Annotated in this window: 9 protein-coding genes and 1 pseudogene; 7 read left to right on the top strand and 3 right to left on the bottom strand. The window is 68.9% G+C overall.

What is annotated here, in order from left to right; translation table 11 throughout:
* The first annotated feature begins 422 nt into the window (after positions 1 to 422).
* Entirely contained in the window at positions 423 to 2,807 is a 2,385-nt protein-coding gene (locus H297_RS40500; RefSeq protein ID WP_486589665.1) for an NACHT domain-containing protein, read from the top strand.
* A gap of 437 nt (positions 2,808 to 3,244) precedes the next feature.
* On the opposite strand, the gene H297_RS0125655 is transcribed toward H297_RS40500, so the two are convergent.
* Complete coding sequence (locus tag H297_RS0125655; protein WP_158693744.1) at positions 3,245 to 4,201, bottom strand: YhfZ family protein; 957 nt, start codon at positions 4,199 to 4,201, stop codon at positions 3,245 to 3,247.
* A gap of 105 nt (positions 4,202 to 4,306) precedes the next feature.
* On the opposite strand from H297_RS0125655, the gene H297_RS0125650 reads away from it, so the two are divergent.
* From H297_RS0125650 to H297_RS38430, 3 genes are read left to right on the top strand one after another with little or no spacing between them, the layout of a single operon-like run.
* Positions 4,307 to 5,704 (top strand): FAD-binding oxidoreductase, encoded by a 1,398-nt coding sequence (locus H297_RS0125650; protein WP_027739384.1) that lies wholly within the window; start codon positions 4,307 to 4,309, stop codon positions 5,702 to 5,704.
* 26 nt (positions 5,705 to 5,730) lie between these two features.
* Complete coding sequence (locus H297_RS0125645; RefSeq protein ID WP_027739383.1) at positions 5,731 to 7,227, top strand: glycerol kinase GlpK; 1,497 nt, start codon at positions 5,731 to 5,733, stop codon at positions 7,225 to 7,227.
* The gene (locus tag H297_RS38430) at positions 7,224 to 8,858 is read left to right on the top strand and encodes a glycerol-3-phosphate dehydrogenase/oxidase (RefSeq protein ID WP_158693743.1); all 1,635 of its coding nucleotides are present in this window, start codon (positions 7,224 to 7,226) and stop codon (positions 8,856 to 8,858) included. Before H297_RS0125645 ends, H297_RS38430 begins: the two co-directional genes overlap by 4 nt.
* A 603-nt stretch (positions 8,859 to 9,461) precedes the next feature.
* Here the strand turns inward: H297_RS38430 and H297_RS40495 are convergent.
* Positions 9,462 to 10,088, bottom strand: a complete 627-nt coding sequence (locus H297_RS40495) for a hypothetical protein (protein WP_051352183.1) — start codon at positions 10,086 to 10,088, stop codon at positions 9,462 to 9,464.
* Between the two features lie 517 nt (positions 10,089 to 10,605).
* Here H297_RS40495 and H297_RS44590 point away from each other — a divergent pair.
* Positions 10,606 to 11,666 (top strand): annotated as a pseudogene (locus tag H297_RS44590) (IS630 family transposase).
* 770 nt (positions 11,667 to 12,436) lie between these two features.
* Here the strand turns inward: H297_RS44590 and H297_RS0125620 are convergent.
* Positions 12,437 to 14,065, bottom strand: coding sequence for an adenosine deaminase (locus H297_RS0125620; protein ID WP_037795455.1), 1,629 nt, complete (start codon positions 14,063 to 14,065; stop codon positions 12,437 to 12,439).
* Positions 14,066 to 14,621: 556 nt separating this feature from the next.
* On the opposite strand from H297_RS0125620, the gene H297_RS43395 reads away from it, so the two are divergent.
* Both H297_RS43395 and H297_RS0125615 read left to right on the top strand, forming a co-directional pair.
* Complete coding sequence (locus H297_RS43395) at positions 14,622 to 15,005, top strand: hypothetical protein (RefSeq protein ID WP_158693742.1); 384 nt, start codon at positions 14,622 to 14,624, stop codon at positions 15,003 to 15,005.
* Complete coding sequence (locus tag H297_RS0125615) at positions 15,005 to 16,561, top strand: multicopper oxidase domain-containing protein (RefSeq protein ID WP_027739380.1); 1,557 nt, start codon at positions 15,005 to 15,007, stop codon at positions 16,559 to 16,561. The genes H297_RS43395 and H297_RS0125615 overlap by 1 nt, the downstream gene beginning before the upstream one ends.
* Positions 16,562 to 17,143 lie beyond the last annotated feature (582 nt).

The raw sequence follows: 17,143 nt of genomic DNA, 5'->3' as shown, positions 1-17,143 counted from the left end.
CGCTACGACAAACGCGGGTACGTCTTCCTCGGCACCGCCACAGCAGCAGCCCTGGTCATCTGGCTGCGCACTTGATCGCCCGGACAAGTCCTAGCGGTCGAGGGCGTGGGTGATCACCCAACCGATGACGGCGCGCGTCACGCCGGAGAAGAACCCCGTGATGGCGGCACGGAGCAAAGGAAGACGGCGGGTGCTGTGCTCGGGCATGTCGGACCTCTCGAATGTGAGGGAAGTGCCCCAGAGCCGGGGCGCAATCTGACCATCCCGCTGTGCCGCCGCACCTGGAACGGGTTGAATGTTGTCGCGCGGACAACGCCGGGTTGTTCCAGGACTAATCGGGGGTGGGGCCGAGCATGGCCGCGTTACCGGAGTCGCGTCGCGCGGGTCGGCCATGGGGCGCCCTGCGCGGCGCCAACCAGGAGTTGAACGAGATTGCCACGGTGCTGCGTGCCTGGCTGGACGATGCTGGGATCACCGTGGCGGTGCTGCATGGCCGACTGACCCCCGATCACTTTCCCGACCGTGCCGTCCCGGTCCAGCGCAAGTTGTACGACTTCTGCGCGGGCAAGAACCTCACCTGGGCGTTCGTCGAGGCCGTGGCCGACACCTGCACCCCTGACGACGCGCCCGCCCAGCAGCAGAAGCTGAAGCCGGTCAAACAGCTGTGGGAGAGGGCCTGTACGAACCCCACCCCCTTGGGCGGGGCACGGGAGTTGGGGGAGGCCAAGGACCGGGTCATCGCGGCGTACGAGCAGATCGGACGTCTCCAACAGGCCCAGGCTGAGAGCGAGCAGGCCCGACTGAGGGCCGAGCACCTGGTGACGATGCTGCTGGCCATGCTCGGCCAGCTGTTCGCGAAGATCGGTGACCTCACCCAGGAGCGGAACCGGCTGCTCGCCAGGCGTAGTCCGGATCCCGCCGCCCTCACCGCGCTGAACGGCCGGCTGCAGGACGCTGCGGGCCACCGCGAGGAAACCGAGGAGGCGCTGACGCGCGCGCAGCGGGAACGGGACGAGGCCCTGCGGGTGGCGGACGTGGCACGCCGTGTAGCTCACCGCCTTCAGGAGGAGCTCGACCGGGTGAGGGCCGGGAACACCGGACCGGTCGACCCGACGCCCGCGACCGTCGGGGACCTTGACGGTCTCGACCCCACCGGCATGCCTGCTGTACCCGACCCCGATGATCTGTTCTTGCAGGACTACGCCACGGCTCTCCGCAAGGCCCAGAGCGTGCTGGATACCGGCAGCGACGCCCTCCAGGCCGCCGAGGAGCAAATCGCGGAGGCCAGCGCCGTCCTGCGACCGGACTCGGAGAAGGCCGTCCGCGGCACGTTGTTGTCCCGTACAACCCCGGACAATCCCGTGACAGGCGCGGACGCGGCGTTCGAGGAGCGCTACGGCACGTACCTGGCCCAGCGGCACGGGCATTTGACGATCTTCGGTGTGGACCTGGACCAGAGGTGGCCCCTTGATCACGCCTATCTGAGCCTGGAGGTGAAAGGCTCAGCCCCCGAATCGGTGGAGAGGGTGGAGCAAGCTCTGGCCGGCCGTCAGCGGACGGTGGTGATGGGAAGCCCGGGCTCCGGCAAGACCACACTCCTCCAGTGGCTGGCGGTCAACGCCCCGCGTGGGACCCTGCCCGACCTGCTGACACATCTCAACGGCAGCGTGCCGTTCATGCTGCCCCTGCGTTCCCTGGTCAGCCACGACTCTTTCCCAGGGCCTGAGGAGATGCTGGCCGCGGCCAGCTGCCCACTGACTCAGCCGGAGGGATGGGCTCGCCGGGTGTTCGAACGCGGGCGTGCACTGGTGCTGGTGGACGGCGTCGATGAGGTCGCCAGCGACGAACGTGCCCGAGCGAAGGAGTGGCTGGAGACGCTGCTGGCCGCATACCCGCGCAACTGCTACGTGGTGACGACTCGGGCCCAGGCCGTGCCGGAAGACTGGCTCGACGGCGTCGGGTTCCGCCATCTTCTGCTGCGGCCCATGAGCGCGGACGACGTGGCGGGCTCCATCGCCCTGTGGCATGCCGCCGCACGTTCCGAAGCGAATGGGGAGGAACGCCGGGAATTGGATGCGCTGGAGGAGACCGTCCAAAACGCCGTGAGGCACGACTCGAACCTGACGGCTCTGGCCACCTCCCCCCTGCTCTGCTCTCTGCTTTGCGCCCTGAACCGGGCGCGCCGCGGTCTGTTGCCGCGCTCGACGATGGACCTGTACAGGGCTGCCCTCTCTATGCTGCTCGTGCGACGAGACGCCGAGCGAGGTATCAGCGCCGTGGAGGGGACCCAGCTCTCTGAGGACGAGAGCATCCAGTTGCTCCAGACCTTGGCTTACTGGTTGATCCGTAATGGCCGCTTTGAGGCCGATGCAGCCACTGCGGTGCGGCTCTTCTCTGAACTTCTCGTGGCCATGCCAGCCGTCCAGGGAAAGGGTGAGCAGATCCTGCGGCATCTGCTCACCCGGAGCGGCCTTCTCCGGGAGCCCGCAGTCGACCAGCTGGCGTTCATCCACCGCACCTTCCAGGACTACCTGGGCGCCCGGGCTGCCGTCGAGGCAACTGACTTCGACCTCCTGAGGGCCCATGCCCACGAGGAGCAGTGGGAGAACGTAATCAAGATGGCCACCGGCCATGGGCGCCCCCGCGAACGGGCCGACCTGCTCAGGGCCCTCGTAGCCCGGGGTGACCGGGACGAACTTCACCGCGAGCAGCTGCACCGGCTGGCAGCCTCCTGCTTGGAATACGCCACGCAAATCTCCCCCGAAGTGCTTGAGATGATCCGCCAACGCGTCCCTGAACAGAGATGACGCTCTGATTCAACAACCGCCGCAGGCAGCAGAGGTGGCGATCCGGGCTGAAGTTGGCGCTAAGCCACACCTACATCGGAAACTGATCCGGGAAGGAGTGGCGTGAGCGCAGGGCCAGATGTCCTGGACGGCTCTGTGTGCGACGTCCTCTACCTGGATGCGGCGTTCCAGGGGCCGGCACCGCTGCGGCACTCCACGGACTAGGGGAACGAGCACGAACATGCTGTCCGAACGCTGGTCGGCAGGTGCATCCAGAACCGGGCCACGAGCTTCAAGTATGCCGGTGTCGAAGACTCCTGCATCGGGGCGTGATGGCCAAGGCGGTTGCCCGGCGGAGAACTGGTGCCGGGCTACTCCACGGAGGAGTGGCCCAAGCGCTGAGTGGCCATCCGCCCTGTCCTCTCCGGCGAGCAGGTCTTCACCGCCGGGCATCGTGGCTACACGGACAGTTGGGGTGACGTCGAGGCGGTCCATGGCGTGCCGGACAGGAGCGACCGTAGGACCGAGCCCAGTTCTCGCCGTGCATCATCCCCGACCAGCGCGGCTGCGGAGATCCTCGACCAGACGGCCTCGGCGCTGTCCGGGAGCGGCTGGCAGGTCAGCCCCGCCAGATCGAGAGGGATCACGGAATGGCTGTGGTGCCAGATGCCGGCGTCCACCTCGCCCCGCAGTACCGCTGCGGGCACGTCGGGGAAGGGGTGGCTGACGTGGGTGTAGCCGCTCTCGGCAGGGAAGGCGGCATTGGTCAGCGCGACGTGGTCGGGTGAGTCGGGGTCGATCGCGACGCGGACGGGGAGCTGCTCCGCGTCGGCGGTCCGCCGGACGATCACGAGTCGCCCCGGCCCGTAGTAGGTGCCCGGTGCCAGCAGGCGTACTGGGGCGTCCTGTCCCAATCGCTGGGCCGCAGCTTCGAGTACGCCCGCGGAGACGACGGCGACGTCCGCGCGTCCGGTTCCCAGGCTGTCCAGTCGCAGGGTGCCGCCGCGCTGATGGCGCACGGTGTGGGGGACCCCCGCGTCGGTCAGGTTCTCGGTCAGCGCGTCGGAGAGGCGGTCGACCTCTTCGGGCCCGCCTGGCGGGAGGAGCAGCCGGATCGGCGGCAGGCCGGCCAGTGCCCAGGCCCGGCCGAGATCGATGGACTGGACTACACGACCCCGGGGGCCGTGGGAAGTGGTGGTGACGGCCCCCTGCTCGGCGAGTGCGGTCATCGCGCGCTGGATGGTTCCAGCGGTGCCCCCGGCGGTGCGGGCGTAGTGCGTGTTGGTGGGCAGCCGGCCCCCGACTCCGAGCCGGAGTGCGTCGACCACCACGGCCCGCAGTACCCGCGGCAGCGGGCGCTCTGATGCTGCGGGCTGGATGTCCTCGCTCACCATTCTCCCCGTTTCGACAGTCACTGTGCGCCTTCTGTCGCAGGAGTCTATCGCTGCCTTCTAGTCTTCGCTCCAAAAATGGAGTATTAATGGATGGGTACTGTTGCCGTTCGATCGCCGGGGTATGTCGTGTCCGAAACACCCAATCTCCTGAATCTGCTGACCGCCGCCGTGGGGGCCGAGAACGTCCTCACTGACCCGGCCGTACGAGAGGCCAGCAGCCATGACACCTGGCCGGTGTCCACCAAGTGGTTCCGGCAGGGAGAGCACCCCTACCAGGCGGACGTGGTCGTCCGTGTCCACTCCGAGCAGGACGTCACGGCGGTGCTGCGGGCCGCGGAGGAGTGCGGCACACCCGTCACCACCCGCGCGCTGGGCTCGTCGGTCACCGGGCAGCCGCTGCCCACCCGGGGCGGGATCGTGCTGGATGTCTCCGGAATCATCGGGCCACACACGATCGACGAAATCGACATGACCGTGACCGCCCCCGCGGGGGTGAATGGCGGGCAGCTCGATGACGCGCTCAATGAGGCCGGCTGGACCATGCGGTTCTCTCCGCAGTCGCTGTATCGCTCCTCGGTGGGCGGCTGGCTGGCCACTCTCGCGACCGGGCACTTCTCCTCCCGCTACGGCGGTGTCGAGGACCTCGTCGTCGGCTACCGGGTGGTCCTGGCCGACGGAGCGGTCGCCGAGCTGACGGCGAACCCCCGGGCCGCCATGGGACCGGACCTGCGCCAGCTGTTCCTCGGCTCCGAGGGGACCCTCGGCGTTGTCACCCAGGTCACGCTGAAGATCCTCCCGCTCCCCGCGGCCCAACGCGTACAGGCATTCCTGGTCCCTGACGTGACAGCGGGACTCGAGATCATGCGTGAACAGGCCGCGCGCGGGCTGCGGCCCTCGCTGCTGCGGCTGTACGACCCCGTCGAGGCCCGTCATACCCTGGCCGACCCGCAGTTCGACGGAACCGTGCTCTTCACCGGCACGGAGGGCGAGCCGGAGACGGTGGACGCCGAGATGGCGGTCCTGACCCGGATCGCGGCCGCGCACGGCGCGACGGAGCTGGGCCCCGAGCCCGTGGAGGGCTGGCTCGGGCGGCGCTTCGACTTCTCCACCGTCGAGAAGCGGCTCGACACACCCGGCGGGTTCGCCGAGACGATCGAAGTTGCCCACACCTGGCGGCACATCGGCGGGCTCTACACCGACGTCCGCAAGGCCCTGGAGCCGCTGGCCGACGAGGTGCTCGTGCACTTCTCGCACGTTTACCCCCAGGGCACCTCGATGTACGTGATTCTGCTGGGCCAGGCGGCGGACGACGCAGAGGCCAGCGTGCGCCTCAAGGAGATCTGGGAGACCACCATGCAGGTGTGCCTCGACCACGGCGCCGAGCTTTCCCACCACCACGGAGGCGGGCTGGCCCGCTCGCCCTACTCGCGGCGGTCGCTGGGCTCGGCCCACCGCGTCCTGCGCCGGGTAAAGCGAGCCCTCGACCCCGAGGGTCTGCTCAACCCCGGCAAGCTCGGACTCTGATCCAGGACACGACGAGGAGCTCAACGATGAGCGAGAACGATCGACTGCTGGTCATCGACGAGGGAACGACTGGCACCCGTGCCCTGGTCTTCGACGGGGCGGGCCGCCGGCTGGGTGCCAGCTACGCGGAGTTCACCCAGCATCATCCGGCCCCCGACCGCGTCGAGCACGACGCCGAGGAGATCTGGCAGGCCAGCCTCGACCGAGTGCGCACCGTCCTGGCCGAGTCCGACACCGCGCCGGCGGACCTCGCAGCAGTGGGCATCACCAACCAGCGGGGCACCAGCCTGCTGTGGGACCGGCAGACCGGCGAGGCGGTGACACCGGCCATCGTGTGGCAGGACCTGCGCACCGCAGGCCTGGCAGCACAACTCCAGCCCGAGTGGGGACAGAAGGTCCAGTCCCGGACCGGATGGACCATCGCCCCGGTCTACTCCTGCCTGTCCCTGCACTGGCTCCTGGAGCAGGACCCGGCACTGCGGGCACGGGCCGAGGCAGGAGAACTCGCCTTCGGCGCCATCGACTCCTGGCTGATCCACCGCCTCAGTGGCGGCACCCGGCACGTGATCAGCGCCTCCAACGCCGTCGTCACCGGCGCCTACGACCTACTCGCCGACGGCTGGTACGGCGAGTGGCTCGACGCCCTGAACATCCCCCGCGCGGTACTTCCGGAGGTCGTCGACGACTCCGGGATAATCGCCACCACGAGCGCGAGCGTCCTCGGCGCGGAGATCCCCATCGCCGCGGCCGTCGCGGACCAGTCGGCGGCCCTGTTCGGCCAGGGCTGCCTCACCTCGGGCGAGGGCAAGACCACCCACGGCACCGGCACCTTCCTCGACCTCAACACCGGTACCACACCGGTGATCTCCGCCCACGGCCTGTCCACGATCATCGCCTGGCGCCGCTCGGGCGTAACCACCTACGGCCTGGAGGGATACGCCCCGGTCACCGGCTCCGCGGTGCAGTGGCTGCGCGACGGGGCCGAACTGTTGCAGACCGCGGCCGAGACCCAGGAGCTCGCCGAGGGAGTCGAGGACAACGGCGGCGTGTACTTCGTCCCCGCCCTCACCGGGCTGGCTGCCCCCTCTTGGGACGCCACCGCACGCGGGCTGCTGATCGGCATCTCTCCCGGAACCACCCGCGGCCACCTGGCCCGCGCCGCCCTGGAAGGCATCGTCTACTCCATCAAGGATTTCATCGACCTGATGGCCGCCGAATCTGGGCAGTCCATCACCACATTGCGTGCGGACGGCGGAGGATCGGCCAACGACTTCCTCCTGCAATTCCAGGCCGACATGACAGGCGCCACGATCCACCGGCCGGCCGACGTCGAGGCCACCTCCACCGGCGCCGCCTACCTCGCGGGCCTGGCCGTCGGCGTATGGAAAACACCGGAAGAGTGCTTCCGGACCGTAAGCGACGACGCCGTCTTCACACCCACCATAGACAAGACCACACGCGACGCCCAGTACGAGGAATGGCAGCGCGCCGTGGAACGAGCAAGGGGATGGATCCGGTCATGAAGCGATTCACCAGCGCCGACCTGCCCGGCCAGGCCGACGTACTGATCATCGGCGGCGGCATCACCGGCGCCTCGGCCGCCCGGGACGCCGCCATGCGCGGACTGTCGACCGTGCTCATCGAGAAGGACGACTTCGCCTCCGGTACCTCGTCGCGCTCCTCGAAACTCATCCACGGAGGCCTGCGCTACCTGCAGACCTACCAGTTCAAGATGGTGCACGAGTCGGTGCGCGAGCGCGAGGTCATGATGCGCATCGCGCCCCACCTGGCCGACCTGCAGCCCTTTCTCTACCTGCTCTACCGCGGGTACCCGGAAGGCAAAGCCCTGCTCAACCTGGGACTGACCTTCTACGACGCCTTCTCCCGGGCACCGCTGCGCCGCTGGCACCGGACGCTCGGACGCGCCGCCGTCCTGAAGCGCGAACCCCACCTCAACCCCGCAGGACTCGCCGGCGCGGGCCTCTACCACGACGCCATGACCGACGACGCCCGCCTGGTCACGGACGTCCTCCAGTCCGCCTCGCAGGCCGGGGCCTTGCTCGCCAACCACGCCGAGGCCGTCGGCCTGGTGACCGAGCAGGGCCGGGTGGCCGGAGCGGAGGTCCTCGACCGGATCACCGGCGACCAGACGGTCATCCGCGCGCGAACGGTGGTCAACGCCGCTGGCCCCTGGGTCGACCGCGTCATGGGCCTGGACACCCCCGTGCCGCACCCCACCCTCCGCCCGACCAAGGGCGTCCACATCGTGCTGCGCACCGAAGACTTCCCCCTGCACACAGCAGTGTTCCTCCGCTCCCCAACAGACAACCGGGTCGTATGGCCCACCCCGACACCCGACGGCCGCCACGTCTACATCGGCAGCACCGACACCACCTTCGACGGCTCGCCCGACGACGTGGTCGCCGACGGACAGGACATCGCCTACCTGCTGGACGTGGCCAACCACACCCTGCCGGACGCAAAGGTGGGACCGGAACACATCGTGGGCACCTGGGCGGGGCTGCGGCCCATCACCGCACCACCGCCGGGGACATCGAACACCGACGCCTCGCGGGAACACACCATCACCCAGGGGGCCAACGGCCTGATCACCGTCGCCGGAGGCAAGCTCACCACCGCCCGCATCATGGGCCGCCAGATCATCGACCAGGTCGTCGACCGGCTCGCCCGTGACCACGGCATCCGCTCCACGCCTGGCAGCATAACCGATCAAGTCCCGATCTCCGGCGGCGATCCGGCCGACCGGTTCCGCTGTGAACGGGCCCTCGCCGTAGTGCCCGCCGCACTGAAGGACCGTTGGCTGCGCCGATACGGCGGCAACGCCCACCGCGTGGCCGCCGCGGGCACGCACGAACCCGTCCCGGGCACCGACCTGACCGACGCCGAGATCCGATACGCCGCCGACCAGGAGATGGCGATGACCGTCGCCGACGTCCTCGTCCGCCGCACCGGCTCGTTCTACTGGTCGCCGGACGGCGACGCCGCAGCAATCGAGCACGTCTCCGACGTCCTGGACGAGCGTCACCACTACACACCCGAGGAGCGCGCCGCACAGCAAGCCGAGTACCGCCTGTGGGTCACCCGCAACCGCGGGCGGCACACAACCGAAGCAGGCCGCCCGGCAACCTCGTGACCAGGCTCCCTGCAAGACCTGTCCGCCCAGCCCTGCACACGCCGTGGGGCACGAGGCTGGGCGGACAGGAACAGACCGGCCCGCTCCCGGACTGTCCCGCCGTGGCCGCGTACCCGCCATCGCCGGAAGCCAGAGGGCCCGAACGCCTGAGACCATAGTGAAGGCCGGTCAGATAGCGACCGCGGCACCTTTCCTCATCGAGTCCGACCAATTGCGCAGCATGGTCGGCGGAGCGGTGTCGCCGGAGGTCTCGGCAGCGGGGGAAGGGGCGCCACCCTGGTGCTGGTCGGATTCGCATCGTGTGGGACACGGGCCCCGGGGAAGTGGCAATTCACGGCGGCTGGGTCTGTCGTACGACGCCGTCAGCAGGCCGTTCCACCAGATGGCAGCTGACTTTCCAGACCGGCCGCGCTCCCAGCGAGAAAGCTGCCGGGGAGCCACATCCCGTTGCGAACTCCGTGGGCGGCAGAGCGGCCGTCTGGGCCCGTATGCCGTGATGGCACTGTCTTACCCGGCCCCTGGGCCACGGCGACAGCGATCCGGCGAGGATGCCAGCACCGCCACATCTCCTTCGTGCGCACACCGGGAATTGTCTTGTGTGCTTCACCAGATGGGGCCCGCAGGCCGCGGGAGGGCAGCGATGCCTTCCTCTTCCTTCTTCCTCCTCTGGTCCCGGTGCAGGGCGTCTGCACGGTCCTCGCGGGTGACGGGACGGCCGAGGGCGATGGCAGCCGTGTCGGTGACCGGTGCCAGCGTGTACCGGACAGGGGAGCGGCTCGAACGCGACGGCAGGTGCAGGCGGGCAACACCGGCCGGAAGCTCAGCCCGCAGCGCCCCGTGCCATCTGAGCCACAGCGCGGGACGGCCGCGCAGGGCCTCGTCGCGGAGCTTGTCCACCGCGGTGCTGTCGTCCTCCCGGTCGATCTCCACAGCGATGGCGGTGCCCTCACCGCGGAACAGGCGAAGGTCCAGAAAGGCGGACCAGGGCGGTGACCAGGTGATGCGGCACCTTCCGTGGACCTCGCAAGGCGGATCGATGTAGCGCATCGGGGCCTCCCGCCTGCTCCGCCAGCCTGATGTCCCTGCCCACTGCTCCACCGCACAGGTGATGGCCAAGGTTGCCTCCGCACCGGTGAGGCTCTCAAAGCTGAAACGGGACTCGATCAGATGGGCACGCAGGGCGGCGGCCAGGGCTCCGGACTCGCCGGCCGGCGTCAGTTCGTGGGTCATGCGGCGATTGTGGGCCCCCGCACTGACAACGACCGGGCCCGAAGCCGCCGAACGGCGAGGGCCTGGGCGGCCGTTGCGTGCGAACGCGGCACGTCCCTTCGACCCGTTGCCCGACGCGGTGCGCGCGGTTCGAGAGCCGCTGCGTCCTGCCGGCCGCCTCAGTCAGTACAGCTGGTTGCCTGCCCGCGGCGCGTCGTGCTCATGGCGGCACAGGTCTCGGACAGCAGGTCACACATATTTGACCAAACAAGAAAGGCAGAACCTAGAGATTTACCCAGTGCTGAAATGTCGAATGGAATATCTGGTCAGCCGGGAAATCATATCAGTCGATCCAACGGATCTCGCCTGCTTCCGTCCGGCTACCGCCCCTCAAAGCGTGGTGTCGTAGGGGCTGACGTCTCATGATCCCTGCGGTATGCCGACCGCATGAGGTATGCGCAAGGGGGCGGACTACTGACCTTCAAAGCGTGGTGTCGGTAGGACTGACGGCCCTTGATCCCTGCGGTATCACGAGTACATGAGGTATGCCCAAGGCGGTGGTCTGACCGACGAACGGCGGTCCTTCCGTGAGAAGTTACGGCTGGAGGCGGCCGAGCGGTTCCGGCACGGCGACGAGAACGCGGTCATCGCGCACGACCTGCGGGTTAGCGTCCGGTCGGTGCAGCGCTGGCGCAAAGCCTGGTCACAGCGCGGGCCCAGAGCCCTGGCCTCGAAGGGCCCGGCATCGCTGCCGCTGCTGAGCGACGACCTGTTCGCCGTGCTGGAGCAAGAGCTGGACAAGGGAGCGGTGGCGCATGGGTGGCCGGATCAGACTTGGACCCTGGCGCGGATCAAGACCCTGATCGGGTGCCGGTTCGACAAGAGCTACACCGTGCAAGGTGTGGCCGCCCTGCTCCAGCGGCACGGCTGGAGCTGCCAGGTCCCCGCCCGTCGCGCGATCGAGCGCAACGAGGTGGCGGTGGCCGGTTGGGTGAAGGAGACCTGGCCTCAGGTGGAAGGACCGTAGCGGCGCTCGACGCCTGACTCGTCTTCGAGGACGAAGCCGGATTCACGATGACGCCGCCGACCACCCGCACCTGGTCCCGCCGCGGTCGCACCCCTGTGGTCCGCGTCCGGGGCCGCTCCCGCCGCCGCTTATCGATCGCCGCCCTGGCCTGCTACAAAGCCGAATCCTCCCGGCTGATCTACCGCCCCTGCCCGGACGCTCGGCCCGACGGTCGCAAAAGCTTCTCCTGAAAGGACTACCGCGACCTGATCCAGACCGCGCACCAGCAGCTCGGCGGTCCGATCGTGGTGGTCTGGGACAATCTCAACACCCACCTCACTGCCGGAATTCGCCGCTGCATCGCCGACCGCGACTGGCTCACGGTCTTCCAGCTGCCGCCTTACGCGCCCGACCTCAACCCGGTCGAGGGCATCTGGTCCGTCCTGCGACGCCCCACCACGGCCAATCGCGCCTTCGCCGACCCCGACGACCTGATCACCGCCATCCGACGCGGCCTACGCCAACTCCAATACCGACCCGACGTCCTCGACGGTTGCCTCACTGGCACCGGCCTCCGGCGCCAGCCACCATGACGACACCACGCTTTGAATGTCAGTATTTCTGCGGCTACTCCGAGAGGTGGTGCCCCACGTTCGGGCGCAGGGCGGATGACGCCATGCCGAGGTGTACTCGCGGGGACCGGGCAGATGGCCGCGTGATCTACCACGTAGAGATTTACCTGCCCGCCGACGGCGTCCGCAGTTGCTACGCCCGCTCCCATGTGTGGAACCCGGCTACCATGCCCCCCCACACCACCACTACCGGTACGCGGAGTCATCCGCCGCTGTGCCCCCTCCGGGCCGACCGACGGCTGTTTCGGGGGAGCGTGTGTCGGTGGCGAGCGGGGGCGCTGGGTGCATGGGCGAGGCGCAGCGACGGGTCTACGGCAGCGACCACGGCGACCCGTGCATCCCCTCGCCGCTCCTGTCGCGAGTTGGCCGGCGGCCCCCTGGAGGGGCTGCCTATCGACCTGGACCGGGCCTCTTCCCGCTGCTGAAACCTTGAGATCTGCTTGAGCCGTGATGCCTGGAAGACAGGCACCTCCGCATTCGAGTGGCACCCGGATCGCGGCGACGTCGTTGTCCCGGCTCCCCGGTCAGTGGCGCGGCCTGGCCGTCCGCTACGACAAGACCGTCACCGTCTCCCTTGCTGCACTCCACAGCGCAGACATCGTTCGTGCCTTGCCGTTGCCCCGCCTGGTGGTGCCCTTCGTGGTGCTTGTTGCGCCTCGGACTGCAGAAACCCCGTCCCCGTCCCGGTCAAGGAGCCGGAGCGGGGGCGGGGTGGGGTGACGGGGCCGGGGTCAGCGGTCGCTGGCGTGTGTGCGTTCGAAGGTGGTGGCAGCGGCTTCCAGGTGCCACTGGGCTGTTGCCTTCGGGCTGTCGGCCAGGAGTCGGCCGCAGGCGCCGCCGGGCTGGCCGCTGCTGGGACGTTCCTTCGCGCAGGCCGGGACGGGCCGGTAGCCCTCATGCGTCGGGTTGCCGCGCCACAGGCTGCGGCCGGGCAGGAACGCGTACTCCAGCGAGGCCCGCGCCAGATCCTTCAGCTCGGGGTAGCGCAGCCGGTAGGTGGTGGACGCGTACTGGTACTCGTGGCTGATGTCGGTGCGGGAGATGCCCGGATCGTCGGTGGACAGGACGACCGGCACGCCATGGGCGCGGTAGGTGTTGAACGGGTGGTCGTCACCCTTCACGCCGAGGATCTGCGCGTTGCTGGTGAGGGGCACCTCGACGGCCGTCTCCCGGCGGGCCATGGTACGGGCCAGCCGCTGCCAGTTGTTCTCGTGCACGAGGTCGACGCCGTGGCCGATGCGCTCGGCCTTCGCCACGTTCACCGCCTCACCGATGTGGAAGGACAGATCCTCCGGCTTGACCAGCCCCGGCCACAGCTCCCCGGCGTGCAGGGTGAGGTGAGCCTTCGGGTACTGCTTGCCCAGGTAGTTCAGCATCCGCATCTGGAGCCGGTAGTTGCGCAGTGCGCTCTCCCCGTCCTCGGGCTGGACGAGGTTGACGGCGACGAACCGGGGGTCGCGTTCGGCCAGCCGCAGGCCGAGCGCGATCTGGGTGAAGACACGCTCGGGCGAACTGCCGCGGGAGACCTGCGAGATCCACCGGACGGGCAGCCGGCAGGCGCGGCGGGGCTGTGCGGTGTCGCAGTGTGCCTCGGTGCGGAACTCGGCGTTGGTACGGTCGGCCTCCTCCCGCGCCTGCGCCACCAGCCGCTCCAGCCTGCCCCCGGCCAGGAGCTTGCGGTGCATCCGTGCCGGGTCCCCATCCCAGCCGACCTCGTCGGCGAGCTTTTTCGCGCCGTCGGAGGCGGGAGTCGCCATCGTCTCCAGGTAGGACTGGTTCTGCTGGGCCGCGTGCTCGGCGACCTCCGCCAGGAGCTTGCCCGGGTGGCGCCAGGTCACCTCGCCGAACTTGCCGAAGGCGGCGAAGAAGTGGTCGTGCCCGGACTCGCCCTGCGGGAAGTCCTCCATGGACCAGGCCCGCACCAGCTGCGCGTGGAACGCCTTGTCGGTGCGCGCGTCGGCGGCCGGGCGGGCGCCGTCCTTGCACGGCGGCTGCACCGCGGTCATCGTCTTCTTCTCGATGCACAGCCCGTCCTGCGCGGCGAGTTCGATGAGGTACTCGGTGGTGACGGCGCCGGAGAGGTGGTTGTGCAGGTCGCCGCCCTTGGGCAGCTTCCGGAAGAAGTCCCGCAGCCGGCCGGGATCGCTGCGGGCGGATTCCAGGTAGGCGGCGGTGCGCGCCTCGGCGGGCGTGGCGGGTTGCCGGACGGCGGGCCCGGTGGCGGGACCGGCCTTGCCGGGCCGGGCGTCGTCGGGCTGAGCGGCGGCTGGCAGCGCAGACAGCGCGGTCAGCAGACAGAGTACGGCGGCGCCCGACGGGTACAGCACCCGACGGCGGCCGATTCGGGATCGATGAGTCACCTCAACATGATCAAGAGACCGGGCGAGGTGTGAAGGCGATCGCGATGATGTCACCCGATCGTGGGATCCCCCGGGACGACGGGAGGACCACAGGCCCGCGAGGGGTGAATCAGGACTCAACGAGGGCGCTCGGCAAGGATCCCCGGGGCGATTCCCCCTCTTCGGGCACCGTGTGAAAGGGCGCGTCGGCGGCATCGGCGGCATCGGCGGGATGGCAGCTGGACGGCAGACCCGAGCGCCTGAGCCGAAGGCTTGGGTGGGGGTGCCTCCTTGTTTTTCGTCAAGCGGTGGGTGAGATTCGGGGCTATTGGGTGTGGGTTTTGCCTCGTGCTGGACAGCGGGCGTAGCGCTTGCAGGGGGGTGTGGGGGGGGCGGTGTTGTGTCGTTCGTTTGGGGTTTGAGTGGGAGGTGAGCGGGGTTTGAGGTTGGGGTTTTATTGTGGGCTGGTTCGTTTGGTTGGGGAGTCTCGAGTGGGGGAGGGTTTTGTATGGGTGCGGGAGTTGTTGGTGGGGGGTCTGGTGGCCCGGCTAGGGGGGGTGGGGATTTGGGTGGGGGTTTGCGGGTGTTGGTGTGGTTGTATGCGGTGGTGATGTGGGTGGTGGCTTTTGTGTATTGTGTGCAGGCTGTTTTGGCTGGGCAGTTTCTTTCGGGTGTTTATGGTGCGTTGAGTTGGCATCAGTATGGTGCGACGGTTTCGGATGTGTTGTTGTTTTGTGGGGTGGTTGTGGGGGTGTTGTTGCGGTGGCGGGGTGGGTGTCGGTGGTGGCCGGTGGGGGCGGCTGTGGGTTTGCTGGTGGCTAATCAGGTGCAGAATGCGGCGGGTGCGGGGCGGTTGGTGTCGTTGCATGTTCCGTTGGGTGTGGCGATGATTGTGGTGGCGGTGTTGGTTGCGTTGCGTGTGCATCGTGTGGGGTTGTGGGCCGGTAGGGGGGAGGCGTGATGAGCCGCGGTGTTTCCCGGCGTTCTGTCGTGGTGGGTTGTGTGGCGGGGGTGGCTGGGGTGGGGGGAGGGGGGCTGCTGGCGTTCCGGTATCGGGGTGCGGATTCCACGGGCACGGTGTTGCGTAGTCAGGTGCCTTTGCCGGAGGCGTTCGGCAGGCCGCTGGTGGTGCCGCCGGTGCTTGAGCCGACGCGTGCGGGTGGCGGTGTGGAGCGGTATCGGATCGTGCAGAGGGAGGGCACGGTCGAGTTCATCGAGGGGGTGCGTACCCGGGTGTGGGGTTACAACGGCATTATGCCGGGGCCGACGCTGGTGTCCCGGCGTGGGCGTACGACTGTGGTCGAGCACCGTAACGAGTTGCCTGTGCCGACTGTTGTTCATTTGCACGGTGGCCGTACCCGGCCCGAGCATGACGGGTATCCCACGGATGAGGTCATGCCGGTGGGGGGTTTCCCGCATGGTGGGCACCACGGGCGGGGTGATGTCAGCCGGGGCAGCCGTACCTACCGGTATGAGGTCGATCAGCGTGCGGCGATGTTGTGGTATCACGATCACCGTATGGATTTCACCGGCCCGAGTGTGTGGCGGGGTCTGGCGGGATTGCACCTGATCACCGATGGGGAGGAGCGGGCGTTGCCGCTTCCTGACGGGGACCGGGAGGTGCCGCTGGTGGTGATGGACCGGGCGTTCGCCGACGATGGCCAGTTCTCCTATCCGAGTGTTGATGAGTCTTTGGCCCGGTCGCCGGGTGTGACTGCGCCGTATGAGGCGGGTGTCCTGGGTGATGTGATTCTGGTCAACGGTGTGCCCTGGCCCAGTCATGAGGTCGATGCGGTGCGCTACCGGCTGCGTGTGCTGAATGCGTCCAATGCCCGCCGCTACCGGCTGCGGCTGGACCCGCTGCCCGAGGGGAGTGGTGAGCCGCTGGTGCAGGTCGGCTCCGACGGGGGTCTGCTGGCCCGGCCGGTCGCGCACCCGTATCTCGATATGGCGCCTGCCGAACGTCAGGATGTGGTGGTCGATTTCTCCGGCTACCGGGTGGGTCAGCGGGTGCGGCTGGTCAACGATTTCGGTGAGGGTCCGACCAGCAGGGTGATGGAGTTCCGTATCGCCCGCAGGGCCAGGGATGACAGTCATGTGCCTGCGCGGCTGTCGAGGATCGAGCCTCTCGATCCTGCCGGGGCGGTCCGGGAGCGTGACATGGTCTTCCGGTCCCAGTCGGTCGAGGGGCATCAGGGCTGGACCATCAACGGCCGGCCGTTCTCGGTGGACGGCGTGCATGCTGCGCCTGGTCTGGGGGATGTGGAGGTGTGGAACCTCTACGGCGATTTCCACCATCCCATCCATCTGCATCTGGTCCATTTCCAGGTGCTCAACCGGGGGACGGGGAAGCCGGGCCGGTTCGACGGGGGCTGGAAGGACACTTTGGATCTGCGTCCGGCGGAGCAGGCGCGGATCATCATGCGGTTCGACGGGTTCCGCGGCAAGTACGTCTTCCACTGCCACAATTTGGAGCACGAGGACATGATGATGATGGGCAACTTCCGGGTCCGCTGACCGCCTCGTAGGACCGCGCCGCGGCCCGCCGCGCCCGGCTCGGCCGCCCGCACCGGGCCGCGCCCCACGCGTGTGTCGGGGCCGCGCCCCACGCGTGTCCGGGCCGGTCCCTGTCCTGCGGGCCGGGCCGGGCCGGTCCCTCGCGTGTCCGGGGTGCGCCCCTCGCGTGTTCGGGTGGCGTCCCGCGGGTGTCCGGGCCGCCTGGGCTGCATCCCACGGGTGTGCGGGCTGTATCCCATGCATGTCGGGGCGGCCTGCGCCGCGCGTGTTCGGGCTGCGCCCCATGCGTGTCGGGGCCGCCGGTCCCGCGCGTGTCCGGGTTGCGCCCCATGCGCGTCCGGGCTGCCTGGGCTGCGTGTCGGGTCTGCGCCCCACGGGTGTCGGGTCTGCGTCCCGTGCGTGTCCGGTCTGCGCCCCGCGGGTGTCGGGGCTGCGCCCCATGCGTGTCGGGGCCGCCGGTCCCGCGCGTTTGCGGGCTGCGTCCCGCGGGTGTCGGGGCTGTGCCCCATGCGTATCCGGCTGCGCCCCTCGCGTGTTCGGGGCCGCGTCCCACGGGTGTGCGGGCTGCATCCCATGCGCGTC

The sequence above is a fragment of the Streptomyces sp. CNT360 genome (assembly GCF_000424785.1).
Note: the sequence above shows the minus strand (reverse complement) of the source record. Positions and strands in the feature narration are given on the sequence as shown.